Origin of the sequence: Nocardia sp. NPDC057272, assembly GCF_042668615.1 — a bacterium.
GTDB lineage: Bacteria > Actinomycetota > Actinomycetes > Mycobacteriales > Mycobacteriaceae > Nocardia.
Map to the genome: position 1 here is coordinate 1 of NZ_JBHUYK010000053.1, position 15,239 is coordinate 15,239.

The 15,239-nt window shown below is 68.3% G+C and carries 17 protein-coding genes and 1 pseudogene; 12 read left to right on the top strand and 6 right to left on the bottom strand.

Annotated elements, in window-relative coordinates:
- From ACFULV_RS34465 to ACFULV_RS34480, 4 genes and pseudogenes are all read left to right on the top strand, one after another.
- Positions 1–295, top strand: a pseudogene (locus ACFULV_RS34465) (NCS2 family permease); the annotation flags it as partial.
- A 68-nt stretch (positions 296–363) separates the two neighbouring features.
- Positions 364–777 carry a hypothetical protein gene (locus tag ACFULV_RS34470; RefSeq protein WP_378664247.1) on the top strand — a complete coding sequence of 138 codons (414 nt, stop codon included), beginning with the start codon at positions 364–366 and terminating at the stop codon, positions 775–777.
- 182 nt (positions 778–959) lie between these two features.
- Complete coding sequence (locus ACFULV_RS34475) at positions 960–1,505, top strand: DoxX family protein (protein ID WP_378638881.1); 546 nt, start codon at positions 960–962, stop codon at positions 1,503–1,505.
- 217 nt (positions 1,506–1,722) lie between these two features.
- The gene (locus ACFULV_RS34480) at positions 1,723–2,532 is read left to right on the top strand and encodes a hypothetical protein (RefSeq protein ID WP_378638883.1); all 810 of its coding nucleotides are present in this window, start codon (positions 1,723–1,725) and stop codon (positions 2,530–2,532) included.
- 1 nt (position 2,533) lies between these two features.
- Here the strand turns inward: ACFULV_RS34480 and ACFULV_RS34485 are convergent, their stop codons facing one another.
- The 6 genes from ACFULV_RS34485 to ACFULV_RS34510 form a co-directional block, all read right to left on the bottom strand.
- A complete protein-coding gene (locus ACFULV_RS34485) occupies positions 2,534–3,775 on the bottom strand; it encodes a glycosyltransferase 87 family protein (protein ID WP_378664249.1) in 1,242 nt (413 codons plus the stop codon).
- 260 nt (positions 3,776–4,035) lie between these two features.
- Positions 4,036–4,740: a hypothetical protein gene (locus tag ACFULV_RS34490; RefSeq protein WP_378638888.1), complete on the bottom strand. Its 705-nt coding sequence runs from the start codon at positions 4,738–4,740 to the stop codon at positions 4,036–4,038.
- Positions 4,741–4,835: 95 nt separating this feature from the next.
- On the bottom strand, positions 4,836–6,881 hold the full coding sequence (locus ACFULV_RS34495) for an ATP-dependent DNA helicase (protein ID WP_378664252.1): 2,046 nt from the start codon (positions 6,879–6,881) through the stop codon (positions 4,836–4,838).
- A gap of 120 nt (positions 6,882–7,001) precedes the next feature.
- Complete coding sequence (locus tag ACFULV_RS34500; protein ID WP_378664255.1) at positions 7,002–7,538, bottom strand: hypothetical protein; 537 nt, start codon at positions 7,536–7,538, stop codon at positions 7,002–7,004.
- Between the two features lie 11 nt (positions 7,539–7,549).
- On the bottom strand, positions 7,550–8,104 hold the full coding sequence (locus tag ACFULV_RS34505; protein ID WP_378664257.1) for an isochorismatase family protein: 555 nt from the start codon (positions 8,102–8,104) through the stop codon (positions 7,550–7,552).
- 77 nt (positions 8,105–8,181) lie between these two features.
- The gene (locus tag ACFULV_RS34510) at positions 8,182–9,495 is read right to left on the bottom strand and encodes a nicotinate phosphoribosyltransferase (protein ID WP_378664260.1); all 1,314 of its coding nucleotides are present in this window, start codon (positions 9,493–9,495) and stop codon (positions 8,182–8,184) included.
- Positions 9,496–9,556: 61 nt separating this feature from the next.
- Here ACFULV_RS34510 and clpS point away from each other — a divergent pair, with 61 nt between their 5' ends.
- The 8 genes from clpS to ACFULV_RS34550 all read left to right on the top strand — a co-directional run bounded on the left by clpS (position 9,557) and on the right by ACFULV_RS34550 (position 15,109).
- Positions 9,557–9,904: an ATP-dependent Clp protease adapter ClpS gene (gene clpS / locus ACFULV_RS34515; protein WP_101464172.1), complete on the top strand. Its 348-nt coding sequence runs from the start codon at positions 9,557–9,559 to the stop codon at positions 9,902–9,904.
- Positions 9,905–9,926: 22 nt separating this feature from the next.
- On the top strand, positions 9,927–10,496 hold the full coding sequence (locus tag ACFULV_RS34520) for a DUF2017 domain-containing protein (RefSeq protein ID WP_378638901.1): 570 nt from the start codon (positions 9,927–9,929) through the stop codon (positions 10,494–10,496).
- Between the two features lie 33 nt (positions 10,497–10,529).
- Positions 10,530–11,591: a P1 family peptidase gene (locus ACFULV_RS34525; RefSeq protein WP_378664263.1), complete on the top strand. Its 1,062-nt coding sequence runs from the start codon at positions 10,530–10,532 to the stop codon at positions 11,589–11,591.
- A 205-nt stretch (positions 11,592–11,796) separates the two neighbouring features.
- The gene (locus tag ACFULV_RS34530) at positions 11,797–12,210 is read left to right on the top strand and encodes a M67 family metallopeptidase (protein ID WP_358071628.1); all 414 of its coding nucleotides are present in this window, start codon (positions 11,797–11,799) and stop codon (positions 12,208–12,210) included.
- 37 nt (positions 12,211–12,247) lie between these two features.
- Positions 12,248–12,523 (top strand): MoaD/ThiS family protein, encoded by a 276-nt coding sequence (locus tag ACFULV_RS34535; protein ID WP_101464168.1) that lies wholly within the window; start codon positions 12,248–12,250, stop codon positions 12,521–12,523.
- Positions 12,524–12,527: 4 nt separating this feature from the next.
- Positions 12,528–13,490, top strand: a complete 963-nt coding sequence (locus ACFULV_RS34540; RefSeq protein ID WP_378664265.1) for a PLP-dependent cysteine synthase family protein — start codon at positions 12,528–12,530, stop codon at positions 13,488–13,490.
- 71 nt (positions 13,491–13,561) lie between these two features.
- Positions 13,562–14,275 (top strand): rhomboid family intramembrane serine protease, encoded by a 714-nt coding sequence (locus ACFULV_RS34545; protein WP_378638911.1) that lies wholly within the window; start codon positions 13,562–13,564, stop codon positions 14,273–14,275.
- Between the two features lie 69 nt (positions 14,276–14,344).
- Positions 14,345–15,109, top strand: coding sequence for a cyclic nucleotide-degrading phosphodiesterase (locus ACFULV_RS34550; protein ID WP_378638913.1), 765 nt, complete (start codon positions 14,345–14,347; stop codon positions 15,107–15,109).
- Positions 15,110–15,239 lie beyond the last annotated feature (130 nt).

Consider the following 15,239-nt stretch of genomic DNA (forward strand, 5'->3'; position numbering starts at 1 on the left):
CTTCTCGGTGGTCGCCGGATCGGCCGAGATCACCTCGGCCGCGCTGATCGTGGTCGGCATCCTGATGGCGCGTTCGCTCGGTGACATCGACTGGCAGAACCTCGAGTACTCGGTGCCCGCGTTCATCACCGTCATCATGATGCCGTTGACGTACTCGATCGCGAACGGTCTGGCGATGGGCATGATCTTCTACCCGATCGTGATGGTCGCGAAGGGTCGCATCAAGGATGTGCACCCGGCCATGTGGGCGCTGATGGTGCTGTTCCTCGCGTACTTCTTCTTCCTGGTCGAGTAGACGTTCCAGCCATAGGTGTGTCTATACTCAGGCTAGCCTAGGCTTGCCTAACTAGAGGAGATCCACCCATGAAGCGTTCGCTCGTTGCCGCGTCGATGGCGTTTGCCACCATCTTCGCGCCGGTCACCGCCGCTGTTGTCGCCACCGCCCCCGCCGCGATCGCCGCTCCGGCCACGCCCTCGGTCGGCGAGCTGTACGGCAAGCTGCAGGCGGCCATGAACGGTTCGTCGGCCGAGCTCGAGTCGGGCAACGGCGGCAGCCTCGCGGTCGTGCGCGACACCGTCAACCGGATCCCCGGCTACAGCTGGGATGTCTCCGGCCCGGTCACCGTGGACGGCGACACCCTGTCGGCCACCCTGAACAGCCGCCTCGGCGACTACGCCTTCCCGATCCCGGTGACCTGGAAGAACATCGGCGGCATGTGGAAGCTGTCGCAGGAGTCCGAGGAGACGCTGGTCGGCTACGCCACCATAGCGTGGTGATCTGAGGAATTCCGAGCAGGGCCGTCCCGGTGGGGCGGCCCTTTTCGATCGATAGTGACCGGCATCACGGAATTGCCCGGAACGGCGTGAAATAGTGGCCTCGGACCCAGGGTTGTGATCGAGGAAGGCAATCGGACCACAGTCCGGTTGCGGGGATGTTTCGAATCGCAGATGAGGACACGATGACCGACACCGCTACCCGCCTCACTCCTACCACCGCCGACGAAACCACCGCCGCGGGCATCGGCCTGCTGGTGCTGCGCGTCGGCTTCGGCGGACTGATGGCCGCCTACGGAACCCAGAAGCTGTTCGGCTGGTTCAACGGACCCGGCTGGCGTGCCAATGCCGACGGCTTTACCGCCATGGGCTACAACCCCGGCGAATTCTTCGGCACCCTGGCCGGGCTCGCCGAACTGGTCGGTGGGCTGCTGCTGGTGGTCGGGCTGGTCACGCCGCTGGCCGCCGCCATCGTGCTCGGAACGATGATCAACGCCATCAACGTGTTGTGGAGCGGGGGGCTCTTCCCGGCGGATCCGTCGGTGCCGGGGTTCACGACGCCGCTGCTGTTCGCGCTGGCCGCCGCGGCGTTGGCGTTTACCGGGCCGGGGCGTTTCTCGCTCGATGCCGGGCGGCCGTGGCAGCGCCAGGGTGTGGTGTGGGGCGGTGGGGCCGTGGCGCTCGCCGTCGTGGCCGCGGTGGTGACGTTGATCTTCAAGGCTGTGCTCTGATCCGACGCAGCACACTGATCGTCGAGAGGCGGCGCGGTGACCGGGGTTCGGTTGCCGCGCCGCCTCTTTCGCGCCGCCTCGAGCCGATTCGTCATCGCCCGTACGTCCGTGGTTCCACGGAGCACGCGCGGGGAGTCGGTGGCAGCGATTAACCTCGTGGCGGCGCCTGTGCACAGCGGCGCCACGCATTGTCCGCGGATGGAAGAGGAGAGCTGCGATGAAGGCTTACGACCTGGGTTTCGGAGACTCGGCGGACAAACTGGCCGAGACGCCCGAGGGCGATCCGCTGGTGCTCGACGCGCCGGTGCGCTCCGGCTGGATCGGCAGTGAGGGACCGGCCATCGATCCGGCGACATGGCCGCGCGGACCTGTCACCGGCCTGCCGATGATGCACGCGCTCACCCTGCGCCTGCCGACCGATTTCCAGCGTCGCGGACCCGGATTCCCCGCCATCGCGCTCTTCCAGGGCGAGGGGCAGTTCGCCGGAACCGACGCGGTCGAGGCCGACGCCTCGTCGGACGATCCCCTTGCCCGCGATCTCGTCGCCACCCGCCTGCATCCGAAGTTGCAGATCATGCACGACGAGATCGGCGGCGCTTTCGCGCTGATCTGGCTCACCGACAAGGAATTCGCCGGCGGCCCCGTCGCCCCGCCCGCCGATGTTCGCAAGCCGGGTTCCCCGACCGCGAGCGATGAGGGCTGCAATGCCTGGGACGACGTGCACCCCACCGTCGGCGTCTGGCTCGCCGAGCGCACCGCCGACCCGAACGTGGGCGTTCCCCCGGTCGAATACGAGCCGAACACCAAGTACCAGGACCCGCTCACCGAGGATTCCGGCTGGACCACGTGGGCCGAGCCGCTCTTCGGCCGCTCCCACCTCGGCGGCACCGCCTTCCCCGTCCAGGCGCTGCCCGAGGGGTTGACCCCGTACTACCTGGAGATCGAGGAGATCTCCGGGATGAACTTCGGCGGCGGCAACGCCCAGCTCGACTTGGAGTCGGGCGTTTTCGATTGGTCCTGCGGGTAGTTCAGTTCATCATCGCCGGGCGGTCGTCGTCGGGGTGTGGGGCGGCGACGGTCCGGGTTTCGGGTGAAAGCTGTTCGGGGACAGTGAGATCGATGGCGGGCTCGATGGGGGCCGGGGGAAGTTTGCGGGCGCGGACGCGCAGGGCGATGCCCGCGAGGGTGATCAGATAGATGATCACGTAGATGTTCATCAGGACCTGGGGCAGCGGCCACCACGGGGGGAGCAGGAAGGTGCCCACGCTCACCCAGGTGGGGGTATAGGTGTAGGTCCAGGCGGCGATGGACAGGTAGAGCGCGGCCGCGGCGAGCCACCAGGGCGCGCGGGTCTGGGCGCGGTGGATCAGGTAGACCAGCAGCGGAACGAACCACACCCAGTGGTGACCCCACGAATACGGGGAGACGGCACAGGCGGTGAGGCCGCCGAGGGTGACCGAGAGCAGGGGTTCGCCGCGGCGGACAAGGACCGCGGCCAGCCACAGCGCGACCAGCGCGACCGGCACGGCGATCAACAGCCACAACCACACCGGCGCCGGGCCGTGGGTGAGGTGGGCGATGGCGCCGCGCAGGGACTGGTTGGCGGGATGGACATCCGGGGCGATGCGACCGGAATGGAAGAACGTCGACGTCCAGTATTGATACGAGTCGCTCGGCAGGATCAGCGCGGTCAGACCGATCGACGCGAGGAAGGTGAGAGCGCTGGTCGCGGCCGCGCGCCACTGCCGTTGCGCCAGATACTGGGCGATGAAATACAGCGGAGTCAGCTTGATACCCGCGGCGATACCGACGCCGATGCCGCGCAACCGGCTGTTCTCGGCGCGGGAGAAATCCCACAGCACCACCAGCATCAGCACCAGATTGATCTGCCCGTAGTAGAGCGTGGTGCGCACCGGTTCGGCGAAGGTGCAGGCCAGGGTGAGCAGGGCGCTGACGGCGGTCAGACCGGGGGTGGCCCGGTAGCCGAGCATCCGGAAGCTCTGCAGCACAACCCCGAACAGCACCAGCAGGTTGAGCACCAGCCAGGTCGTGGTGACGTGCGCCCACGGCACCAGCAGTAGTGGCAGGAAGACCACGGCCGAGAACGGTGTGTAGGTGTAGAGCAGGCCATAGTGCGTCGGCTCGATGTAGAGCGCCCGTTCGTGCACGACCCGCCAGCCGCCGTCGCGGTAGATGTGCACGTCGAGACCGCCGACGAGAATCCCGCCGCTGTCCATCCACGGGTCCATGGTCGTGAACAGCAGTGTCACGCCTAAGACGGCGGTACCGAGTAGTAGCAGAAGCGTCAGGGTCGTGCGCGGGAGTGCCACGCCTCGAGATCTCTCCGCCACGGCCGTACTACCGGCCGGCCCACATCGTATGCACGACTAAGAACCTACCGCGCCGGGTCGACGGCGTTCGGCGGCGGACCGACTTCGGTAGGAAAACGACATGAAAGCGGGTACGGCTGGCGGCGAACCGTTCTCGGCGTGCACGTTGCGGGCCGCCGCGCCGGCTCCGAACTCGCCCATCAGGCCGCCGGACGCAACGTCAGCATGGTGTCGGCGCCGTGGTGGAACTCATAACCGGTCTTTTGCAGGGAAGTGGCGATGCCCTTGTCGTGGAGTTCGGTACGCAGGTGGTCGATGAGGTCGTCGAGTGGGGCGCCGGTGTAGTCGAGCAGCGGGTAGACGCGGGTTTCGACGGTGGCGACGCGCGCCAGTTCGAGCAGGGCGGCCAGGTGGAAGTCGGCGTCGAGGCGGTCGGCGTAGCTGAACAGCAGGTGCGAGCTCAGGGCCAGGTCGAACGCGTCGTCGGGACAGGGGAGGGAGGGGAGCGAGCCGGCCAGATAGCGGTGAGGTGCGGCGCGCACGTCGTCGGCGAAGCGGGCCGCGGCGCCGCGGCGGATCGCGGCGTGCTCTGTCGTGGAGCCGTACCAGTCCCAGCGGTAGCGGTCGGCGTGGGAGTGTGCCCAGGCCACGGCCCGTTCGGTTTCGGGGGTCGCGCGGGCGGCCAGTTCGGTCGGTGGGGTGGCGTAGATGGGATCGATCGCGGTGACTTCGGCACCCAGAGCGCTTGCCTCGGCCGCGAAACTTGCTGCGCCGCCGGGGCAATCGAGGACACGGCGCCCGGCCAGATCATCGTCGGAGAGATGGAACATCGCGCGGTACTCGGCCAAAGATCTTGCGCTGACCAGAAATTCGCCGAGTACCTCGCCATCGGCGTGGTGCATCATCACCACACGTTCTCACGACTTGCGTTCGCACGCTCGCTGATTCACGAGTGTGGTCACCTCGATTGCAAGACTCGACCTGCAAGTGTCGGCTTCGCTCAGGCGGAGTCGGTGAGCCTGCGCAGCGCCTTGGCAACCACCTCGGGATCGCTGGTCTCCCAGTACGGCGGCAGCGAAGCGCGCAGGTAGCTGCCGTAGCGGGCGGTGGCGAGGCGGGAGTCGAGGATCGCGACCACGCCGCGGTCGTCCACGCTGCGCAGCAGCCTGCCGGTGCCCTGTGCCAGCAGCAACGCGGCGTGATTGGCGGCCACGGTCATGAAACCGTTGCCGCCGCGCGACTCCACCGCTCGCTGGCGTGCGGTGAGCAGCGGATCGTCGGGCCGGGGGAACGGAATGCGGTCCAGGATAACGAGACTCAGCGACGGGCCGGGCACGTCGACACCCTGCCAGAGGGTGAGGGTGCCGAACAGCGAGGTGGCCGGGTCGTCGGCGAACTTGCGCACCAGCGCGCCCATCGAATCGTCACCCTGGCACAGCACCGGAGTGTCGAGCCGCTCGCGCAGCGCCTCGGTGGCGGCCTTGGCGGCGCGCATCGAGGAGAACAGGCCGAGCGTACGGCCACCGGCGGCGGTGATGAGCTGTTCGATCTCGTCGAGATATGCGGGCGAGAGGCCGTCGCGGCCAGGGGCGGGCAGGTGTTTGGCCACGTAGAGGATGCCGGACTTGGCGTGGTCGAACGGTGAACCCACGTCGAGGGCGTTCCAGCGCACCGATTCCAGGTCGGCGGGTGCGGTGGCGCCGTTGGCCATGGCCGGATCGACCTTGCCGCCCGACTGCGACGGCAGGCCCCAGGTGATCGCGAGCCCGTCGAACGAGCCGCCGATCTGCAGGGTGGCCGAGGTGAGCACGACGGTCGCGGTGCCGAACAGCCTGCTGCGCAGCAGGCCGCCGACCGAGAGCGGCGCCATCCGCAAGGTGCGGCGGGCGACGCCACGCATCTCGTCGGCCGACAACCAGATGACATCGCGACGGGCAGCCGGGTCGGCTTCCTCGAACGCGGTGAGCGCGCGGACCGCGGCGTCGTGCACGTCGTCGATGGCGGCCACGGCCATGGTGCGGGCGGCGGCGTTGTCGGGGTCGTCCTGGGTTTTGACGGTGCCCTGCGGTGCGATGGCGGTACGCGCGTTCCAGGCGGAATCGCGAACCAGGGCGAGCACCGGGGCGATGCCGTCGGGCATCTGGTCCCAGCGGCCGGGCGGCAGATCCTCCAGTGCCTGGTGGAAGGCCTCCGCGGCGCCCTCCAGGCGGTCGACCTCGCGTTCGTCGATCAGTTTGGTGCAGCGGCGGGCGGCCGCGCTGATCGCGGTCGCGGCCAGTTCGGCGGTGGCGACGCCGGTGACACGGTCGACCAGTTCGTGCGCCTCGTCGATCACCACCACATCGTGTTCGGGCAGGATCTGGATGCCGCTGATGGCATCGATGGCCAGCAGCGCGTGGTTGGTCACCACCACGTCGGCCTGGGCCGATTCCGCACGGGCCTTCTCGGCGAAACAGTCCTGGCCGAACTGGCAGCGGGACTTGCCGAGGCATTCGCGCGAGCCCACGCTCACCTGGCGCCACGCGCGGTCGGTGACGCCGGGGGCGAGTTCGTCACGGTCGCCGGTCTCGGTGTCGGAGGCCCATTCGTTGAGGCGCTGGACTTCGCGGCCGAGGCGGGAGATGGCAAAGGCGTCGAACAGCTCGGCCTCGCCGCCGGTATCTTCCGGGATGACGCTGTTGATCTTGTTCAGGCAGAGATAGTTGTTGCGGCCCTTGAGGATCGCGAATTTGGGTGCGCGGCCGAGCGGCTTGGTGAGTGCCTCGGCCAGGCGCGGCAGATCGCGGTCGACGAGCTGGCGTTGCAGCGCGATCGTGGCGGTGGAGACCACCACCGTGCGACCGGTACGGACCGCGTGCCGCAGGCTCGGGATGAGATAGGCCAGCGACTTGCCGGTGCCGGTGCCGGCCTGGACGGCCAGGTGCTCCTTGGTGTCGATCGCGTGATCGACGGCGGTGGCCATGGTGGTCTGCCCGGTGCGTTCCTTGCCACCGAGGGCATGCACGGCGGTGACGAGCAGGTCGGCGACGGGAGGAAGTTCGGGCACGGTCGCAGCTTATCCGTCGGGTCGGACAGGTTCGGTCGGGCTGCTTTGTCGGGGGCTGGGAGTGCGGTCATGGCGGAATCGGAGTGCGCGGTGTGGCTGGGAACGGGTGAGGGGTGTGGGTCAGGACTCGCGGACGAAGTCGTCGATGTGATCGCGGACGTAGTCGAGGACTCGCTGTTCGAAGTCCTGGGGCTCGTTGATGTCGTAGATCTCGTCGGGGTCTTCGGCGCGGTCGCCGGTGGGGCGGCGGATCTGGTCGGGGCTCGCGAGGGTTCGGTGTTCGTCTTCCCAGAAGCGGTCGAGGTCGTCGTTCGAGGAGCTGAGGGAGGCGTCGCGGGCGGCGATGATGGCCGCGGCGGCCAGTTGCGGCATGCCTGCCGCACGCAAACCCCTGGTGGCCCAGGGGAGTTCGCTGCGCCGGGTTTTCAGGTAGCTCGAGAATCCCGCGTCGAGAACGCTTGTGTGCAGGCTCGACAGGGCCAGCAGGTGGGAGAAGGCCGGGGGCAGTTTGCCGAACGCGCCGATGCCGAGGCGCTGGAGGTCGTCGGTGGCCGGGTTCGACCAGAAGACGGTGTCGGCGGCGTCGTGGATGCTGTCGGTCTCGGCGAGTGCCTTCGTCAGGGCGGGTCGGGTGTGCGCCGGGAATCGATAGTCCATGGGAGAAGTATTCAGGGACGCAGCCCGACGCCCGCATCGCGGAGGGTGGTCAGGGCGATCTCGGTGGTTTCCGGGGTGACGCCCGCGGTGAGGCCGAGCAGGACGGTGGTGTCGAATCCGGCCTCGGCGGCGTCCAGCGCGGTGGCCCGAACACAGTGGTCGGTGGCGATGCCGACCACGTCCACGGCGTCGATGTCGCGGGCGCGGAGCCAGTCCGTGAGGGAGGTGCCGTCCGCCGCCGCGCCTTCGAAGCCGGAGTAGGCGGCGGTGTACTCGCCTTTGGAGAAGGTTTCGTGGATGGGCGAGACGTCGAGCGCGGGATGGAAATCGGCGCCGGGGGTGCCCACTCGGCAGTGGGGCGGCCACGAGTCGACGTAGTCGGGTTCGGTGGAGAAGTGGGGACCGGGGTCGATATGCCAGTCCCGGGTGGCCACCACCGCGTCGTAGTGCTCGGTGGCGAGGAAATCGGTGATCGCCGCCGCTACCGCCGCGCCGCCCGCCACCGCGAGGGAGCCACCCTCGCAGAAGTCGTTCTGCACATCCACGATTATCAGGCCACGTGCCATGTCGTCCTCCGCCTCGTTCGAGCAGAACCATTCTCCGCCGTGGAACGCCGAGCGGCCACCCGGTCTCGCCGAGGCATTCAGCCGAGGAACGTCGTCGGCACGGCGGGCTCGCCCGCGGACAGTTTCAGCCCTTCCCACGGCAGGCTCACCAAACCGCGCGCGACCAATGCGCGACTCTGCGCCAGCGTCGCGACATCGTCGACCACCTTGCCGTCGCGTACCAGCGGCACCTGAAGCTCGTGTACCTGAAAACCGTTGGTAGCCGGTGCTTCTCCGCCTTCTGGGTACACGATCTCCTCGACGATCGTGCCGGTGGCGCGGGCCAGCCGCACCGCCTTCTTGGTCCCCCCGCGCGACTGCTTGTGGCTCGACCGTTTGGCCACCGGAATGCCGTCGACCTCGACGAGCTTGTAGACCATGCCCGCGGTCGGGGCGCCGGAACCGGTGACCACCGACGTGCCGACGCCGTACACGTCGACCGGTTCGGCACGCAGCGCGGCGATCGCGTACTCGTCCAGGTCGCCGGAGACCACGATGCGTGTGCCGGTGGCGCCGAGTTCGTCGAGCTGGTCACGGACCTGTCTGGCGAGGACGCCGAGGTCGCCGGAGTCGATGCGCACACCGCCCAGTTCGGGCCCGGCCACCTCGATCGCGGTCGCGACGCCCCGGGTGATGTCGAAGGTGTCGACCAGCAGCGTGGTGCCGATGCCGAGCGTGTCGATCTGGCTGCGGAACGCCGCGGCTTCGTGTTCGCCGTCGGCGCCGCTGTGCAGCAGGGTGAATGCGTGGGCGCTGGTGCCCGCGCCGGGCACGCCGAAGCTGCGCACGGCCTCGAGATTGGAGGTCGCGTCGAATCCGGCCAGGTAGGCGGCGCGCGAACTCGACGGCGCGGCGAGCTCGTGGGTGCGCCGCGATCCCATCTCGATCATCCGCCGGCCCGCGGCCGCGCTCACCATCCGGGCGGCCGACGAGGCGATGGCGCTGTCGTGATTGAAGATCGACAGCGCGAGGGTCTCGAGCAGCACGCATTCGGCGAAACTGCCGCGCACGGTCAGGATCGGCGAACCGGGGAAGTACAGCTCGCCTTCGGCATAGCCGTCGATATCGCCGGTGAAGCGATACTCGCGCAACCAGTCGACGGTGGCGGGGTCGAGGAACTTCGCGACCACGGCCAGCTCGTCGGGGCCGAAGCGGAAGTGGGTCAGCGCGTCGAGCAGACGGCCGGTGCCCGCGACGACGCCGTAGCGGCGCCCGTTCGGCAACCGCCGGGCGAACACCTCGAAGGTGCACTGTCGCTGAGCCGAACCGTCGGCCAGCGCCGCGGCCAGCATGGTCAGCTCGTACTGGTCGGTCAGCAGCGCGGTGCTGGCGAACTCGTCACGGATCTGCACACCAGAAACTCTAGTCACCGCGGGTGTTGTTTCCTGCGGGCCTCGTCGTACCCTGGTTTTTATGGCCGTGTGCAATAACGTTCGGGCCGGCGCCGTCACCGACGCTGTGAACGCCGCACTGTCGGCACCGCAGGCGACACCGGAGACCACCGAATACACCGAGATCCTGGAGGCCGAGGACAGGCCCTGGGTCACCGTGGTCTGGGACGATCCGGTGAACCTCATGCACTACGTCACCTACATCTTCCAGAAGCTGTTCGGCTACAGCAAAGCCAAGGCGACCGAGTTGATGATGCAGGTGCACAACGAGGGCAAGGCGGTGGTGTCCTCCGGATCGCGCGACAAGATGGAGCAGGACGTGCGCAGGCTGCACGCCGCGGGGCTCTGGGCAACCATGCAGCGCGACTGACGACCTGAGTAACCTGGGCCCTGTGCGTAAGTGGAGCAGGAAGAACTCACTGAGTGGCCTCAAGCTTCGATCCGAAATGGACGAGCACGAGGCCACCGTCCTTCGCTCCCTGATCGGTGCGGTGTCCGGACTGCTCAGTGACCGCGCCGCCGACGCCCCCGAAGACGAACTCGCCGCGCTCACGGGCTTGCGCACGGGCAACTCCACCCCGCCCGACGATCCGCAACTGCTGCGTCTGCTGCCCGATTTCCACCGCGCCGAGCCCGGTTCTCCCGATGCCAAGCGCGCCGATCTCAACAGCGCGCTGCGCAGCCTGCACGAGCCGGAGATCATCGACGCGAAACTGGCCGCCGGGCAGACCGTCCTCGACAGCTGTCCGGAAGTGGGCGGCAAGATCGCGCTCACGCCCGAGCAGGCCGACGCGTGGCTGGCCGCGCTCACCGATGTCCGGCTCGCGCTGGGCACCCTGCTCGACATCGACGACGACACGCCCGACCATTTCGATCCGGAAGACCCGCGCGCCCCGCATCTGGACGTCTACCACTGGCTCACCTGGATGCAGGATTCACTACTGCAAGCGCTCGCGCCGTGAGCGCGACGACCGGAATCGCCGACGAAGGACGACATGATGCGCAGCGGCCCCGGAGTACGCAACTCGATCACTGATGTCGCCGGTGTGCTGGTCGGGCATCATCAGGCGCTCGACGCCGAGGTCACCCTCGGTACCGGCGCCGCGACGGGCTGCACGGTGGTGCGGGTCCCCGGCGGTGCGACGGCCTCGGTCGACGTACGCGGCGGCGGACCCGGCACCAGGGAAACCGACCTGCTCGACCCGGCCAACACCGTCCGCCGACTCAATGCCGTGCTTCTCACCGGAGGTAGCGCGTACGGCCTCGCCGCCGCGGACGGGGTGATGCGCTGGTCGGAGGAACACCGCGAGGGCATTCCGATGGACCCGGCCGACCCGAGTCGCGTGGTCCCGATCGTGCCCGGCGCGGTGATCTTCGACCTGCCGGTCGGGGACTGGGGTATTCGGCCCGACCCCGACTTCGGTTATCGCGCGGCCGCGGCGGCGGCGACCGAGTTCGCCAGGGGCACCGCGGGCGCCGGTGTCGGTGCGCGGGCGGGCGCGATCAAGGGCGGAATCGGTTCGGCGAGTGTGGTTCTCGCGGACGGCCCCGGGGCTGGGGTGACCGTCGGCGCGGTGATCGTGGCCAATCCCGTCGGGTCGGTCGTCGATCCGCGCACCGGGTTGCTGTGGGGCGTCGGCACCGATGGACCCGACTTCTTCGGGCTGCGGCACGCGACACCGGACGAGATCGCCGCACTTGCCGCGCTACCTGCCAAGAGCATGGTGCTCAACACCACGATCGGCGTGATCGCCACCGATGCCGCCCTCGACCCGGCAGGCTGTCGACGGCTGGCCGCGACCGGGCACGACGGACTCGCCCGGGCGATCCGGCCCGTGCATTCCCCGCTCGACGGCGACACCCTGTTCGCGCTGTCCACCGGCGCCATCGAGGTCGCCCCGCTCGCGCTGCCGCCGGCGTTCCCCACGGACCTGCTGCTGCTCGACCAGTTGTGTACGGCCGCGGCGGTGGTCGTCGAGCGCGCCGTCGTCGACGCGGTGCTCGCCGCGACCTCGATCGCCGGTATCCCCGCCTACTACGATCTGTTTCCGCGCTGATCGGCGGCCTCGCCCACTGCCGGTGGTGCGGCTGCCTGATGGCCCCGAACCGCCTGCTGACCAGCCCTTCGGCGACTTGCCGCGACGGCTGTGACGACCCGGCCGGGACCGGAGTGCATACCCCGCGGAATACCCGAATAGGGTGAGTCGTTGTCGGGGAAGGTGCTCGACAGCGCGCACGCAGATTGTGGAAAGGGTCGATGAAGTGCTGGTGATCAGGGCCGATCTCGTTGACGCGATGGTGGCGCACGCTCGCGCCGACCACCCGGACGAGGCCTGCGGCATCATCGCCGGCCCCGAGGGCAGCGACCGGCCGGAACGCTTCGTCGCGATGGTCAACGCCGAACGCTCGCCCACCTTCTACCGGTTCGATTCCGGTGAGCAGCTGCGCGTGTGGCGCGCGATGGACGACGCCGACGAAGTGCCGGTCGTGATCTACCACTCGCACACCGCCACCGAGGCCTACCCGAGCCGCACCGACATCTCCTACGCCGCCGAACCGGACGCGCACTATGTGCTGGTCTCCACGCGCGACCCGCAGGAGCACGAACTGCGCAGCTACCGCATCGTCGACGGCGAGGTCACCGAAGAACCGGTGCGCATCGTCGATTCCTACTGAACCGTCCGAGAACAGTCACCACCCCCGAGGAGTCCCCATGCCGGTAACCGTGTCCATTCCGACCATCATGCGTGGTATCACCGGAGGTGAGAAGCGGGTGCAGGGCGAGGGCTCGACGCTGTCCGCGCTCATCGCCGATCTCGACGCGAACCACCCCGGGCTGGCCGAGAAGCTGCTGTCGGACGGCAAGCTGAACCGCTACGTCAACATCTACGTCGACGACGAGGACGTGCGCTTCTCCGGTGGGCTGGAAGCCGAGGTGCCCGCGGGCGCGTCGGTCACCATCCTGCCCGCCGTGGCCGGCGGCGCCTGACCCCGTGGCCCGCTACGAATCGCTGATCGCGACGCTCGGCAATACGCCGCTCGTCGGATTGCAGACACTGTCGCCCCAATGGGACGGCGACGATCATGTGCGGCTGTGGGCCAAGCTCGAGGACCGCAATCCCACGGGGTCGATCAAGGACCGGCCCGCACTGCGGATGATCGAACAGGCCGAGGCCGACGGGCTGCTCACCCCCGGCTGCACGATTCTGGAGCCGACCAGCGGCAATACCGGGATCTCGCTGGCCATGGCGGCCAAGCTCAAGGGTTACCGGATCGTGTGCGTGATGCCGGAGAACACCTCGGTGGAGCGTCGGCAGCTGCTCACGATGTTCGGCGCCGAGATCATCGACTCGCCCGCGGCGGGTGGATCCAATCAAGCGGTGGCGATGGCCAAGCAGGTCGCGGCGCAGAATCCGGACTGGGTGATGCTGTACCAGTACGGCAACCCGGCCAACGCGCTCGCGCACTACGAGAACACCGGGCCGGAACTGCTGGCCGACCTGCCGGAGATCACCCATTTCGTCGCGGGGCTCGGCACGACCGGAACGCTGATGGGCACCGGCCGGTTCCTGCGTGAGAATGTGCCCGATATCGAGATCGTGGCCGCTGAACCCCGCTACGGCGAGCTGGTCTACGGCCTGCGCAATATCGACGAGGGATTCATCCCCGAGCTCTACGACGAGAAGGTGCTCACCACCCGGTTCTCGGTGGGCCCGTACGACGCCGTGAAACGGACTCGCGAACTGGTCGGCGAGGAGGGAATCTTCGCCGGAATCTCCACCGGGGCGATCCTGCACGCCGCGCTCGGCATCGCCAAGAAGGCGCAGAAGGCCGGGAAACGGGCCGATATCGCGTTCGTGGTCGCCGACGGCGGCTGGAAGTATCTGTCTACCGGGGCATACGACGGCACGCTGGACGAAGCCGAGGAGAAGCTGGACGGGCAACTCTGGGCCTGACGCGATGTGACCCGGCTTCGGTACGCTCTGGTCAACGGGCTGTTCGACGGTCCCTTGCCGGAGTGGAGGCGATGTCGGTGAGCGGTGGGGTGGGTGCCTCGTTCGATCCTGATCGGATCTCGGGGCTGCGCGGTAACGCGAGTTCGGGCATCGGCGCGTCGCGAGGCGGTTCGTGGATTCGGGCCGCGGTGGTGATTCTGGGCTTCGTGGGGTCGCTGTACGTGATCGAGGGCGTCGACATGGTGCTCTCCTACGATTCGCCACCCGGATCGGTCGGCGAACTCGACTCGGCGGGAATCGAGCCGCGCGAGGTATCCGGGCTCGACGGGATCCTGTGGGCGCCGCTGTTGCACGGCGGGTGGGACCACCTGTTCGCCAACACGCTGCCGTTGCTCGTGCTCGGTTTCCTCGTGCTGCTCTCCGGGATCGGGCGGGGGATCGCGGCCACGGCGATCATCTGGGTGATCGCGGGCGTCGGTACCTGGCTCACGGGGTCGGCGGGAAGTGTGCACGTGGGAGCGTCGTCGATCGTGTTCGGCTGGCTGACATACCTGATCTGCCGCGGGTGGTTCGCGCGCAATGTGGGCCAGATCGTGGTGGGACTGGTGATCCTCGTGTTCTACGGCTCGATGCTGTGGGGCGTGCTGCCGAGCGACCCTCGAATTTCTTGGCAGGGACATCTTTTCGGGGCGGTGGGTGGAGTGCTCGCGGGCTGGGTACTCTCGTCAGATGAACGTCGACGCCGCCGTGGAGCATCGGTCGGCCGCGCACTACCAACGCGGTAACCGGGGATCCGGTCTGGAAATTGGGGGGATCCTGCATTGAGCACCAGCACGTCGTGGCAGCATGGGGGTATGCGCCTTACCGTCCTCGGGTGCTCGGGCAGCGTGTCCGGCCCGGACTCCCCAGCGTCGGGCTACCTGCTGACGGGCCCTGATATGCGGCCGACAGTCATCGACTTCGGTCCCGGTATTTTCGGCGCCCTGCAGAAGCATATGAACCCGGCCGATGTCGACATCTTCCTCACCCACCTGCACGCGGATCACTGCTTGGATCTGCCCGCACTGCTGGTGTGGCGTCGGTACCACCCGAATCCGCCGACCGGGAAGGCGCTGGTGCGCGGGCCGTCCGATTCCGCGCTGCGGATCGGCAACGCGTCCGCGGAGATCGGCGGCGAGACCGACGACTGGTCCGATGTGATCGACTCGCAGGCGTGGGTCGAGAACACCCCGATTCCGTTCGGGCCCGGTCACACGGTGGAAGCTCGGCGGATGTTCCACCCGCCGGAGTCCTATGGGCTGCGGATCACCGCGGCCGACGGCCGGGTCTTCGTCTACACCGGCGATACGGCGATGTGCGATGCGGTGGTCGACTTGGCGCAGGGTGCGGATGTGCTGATGGCCGAGGCGTCGTGGACCCACGATCCGGCGAATCGTCCTCCGGGGATTCACCTTTCGGGGACCGAGGCGGGCGAGATCGCTACTCGTGCGGGGGCCAAGGAATTGTTGCTCACCCACATTCCGCCGTGGACTTCGCGTGAGGATGTGATCGCGGAGGCCAAGGCGGCGTTCTCGGGGCCGGTGCACGCGGTTTCGCCGGGGGAGTCGTTCGACGTTTAGGTCGGGATTCGGAGTTCGGTAGTCCCAGGACTGTTTGACGCTGTGTTTGTTGGCGCGCTGGCGCGCGCGTGTCCGCGGCCCTGAGGGGTCGCCGGTCAGGCGCCGCGGAATCGCTCCTTCGTCGCATCTC

What these genes read in the sequence shown, in the direction of transcription:
- ACFULV_RS34470 (WP_378664247.1), top strand. Translation starts at nt 364, where the DNA reads ATGAAGCGTTCGCTCGTTGCCGCGTCGATGGCGTTTGCCACCATCTTC.
- ACFULV_RS34475 (WP_378638881.1), top strand. Translation starts at nt 960, where the DNA reads ATGACCGACACCGCTACCCGCCTCACTCCTACCACCGCCGACGAAACC.
- ACFULV_RS34480 (WP_378638883.1), top strand. Translation starts at nt 1,723, where the DNA reads ATGAAGGCTTACGACCTGGGTTTCGGAGACTCGGCGGACAAACTGGCC.
- ACFULV_RS34490 (WP_378638888.1), bottom strand. Translation starts at nt 4,740, where the DNA reads ATGATGCACCACGCCGATGGCGAGGTACTCGGCGAATTTCTGGTCAGC.
- ACFULV_RS34500 (WP_378664255.1), bottom strand. Translation starts at nt 7,538, where the DNA reads ATGGACTATCGATTCCCGGCGCACACCCGACCCGCCCTGACGAAGGCA.
- ACFULV_RS34505 (WP_378664257.1), bottom strand. Translation starts at nt 8,104, where the DNA reads ATGGCACGTGGCCTGATAATCGTGGATGTGCAGAACGACTTCTGCGAG.
- clpS (WP_101464172.1), top strand. Translation starts at nt 9,557, where the DNA reads ATGGCCGTGTGCAATAACGTTCGGGCCGGCGCCGTCACCGACGCTGTG.
- ACFULV_RS34525 (WP_378664263.1), top strand. Translation starts at nt 10,530, where the DNA reads ATGATGCGCAGCGGCCCCGGAGTACGCAACTCGATCACTGATGTCGCC.
- ACFULV_RS34535 (WP_101464168.1), top strand. Translation starts at nt 12,248, where the DNA reads ATGCCGGTAACCGTGTCCATTCCGACCATCATGCGTGGTATCACCGGA.
- ACFULV_RS34545 (WP_378638911.1), top strand. Translation starts at nt 13,562, where the DNA reads ATGTCGGTGAGCGGTGGGGTGGGTGCCTCGTTCGATCCTGATCGGATC.
- ACFULV_RS34550 (WP_378638913.1), top strand. Translation starts at nt 14,345, where the DNA reads ATGCGCCTTACCGTCCTCGGGTGCTCGGGCAGCGTGTCCGGCCCGGAC.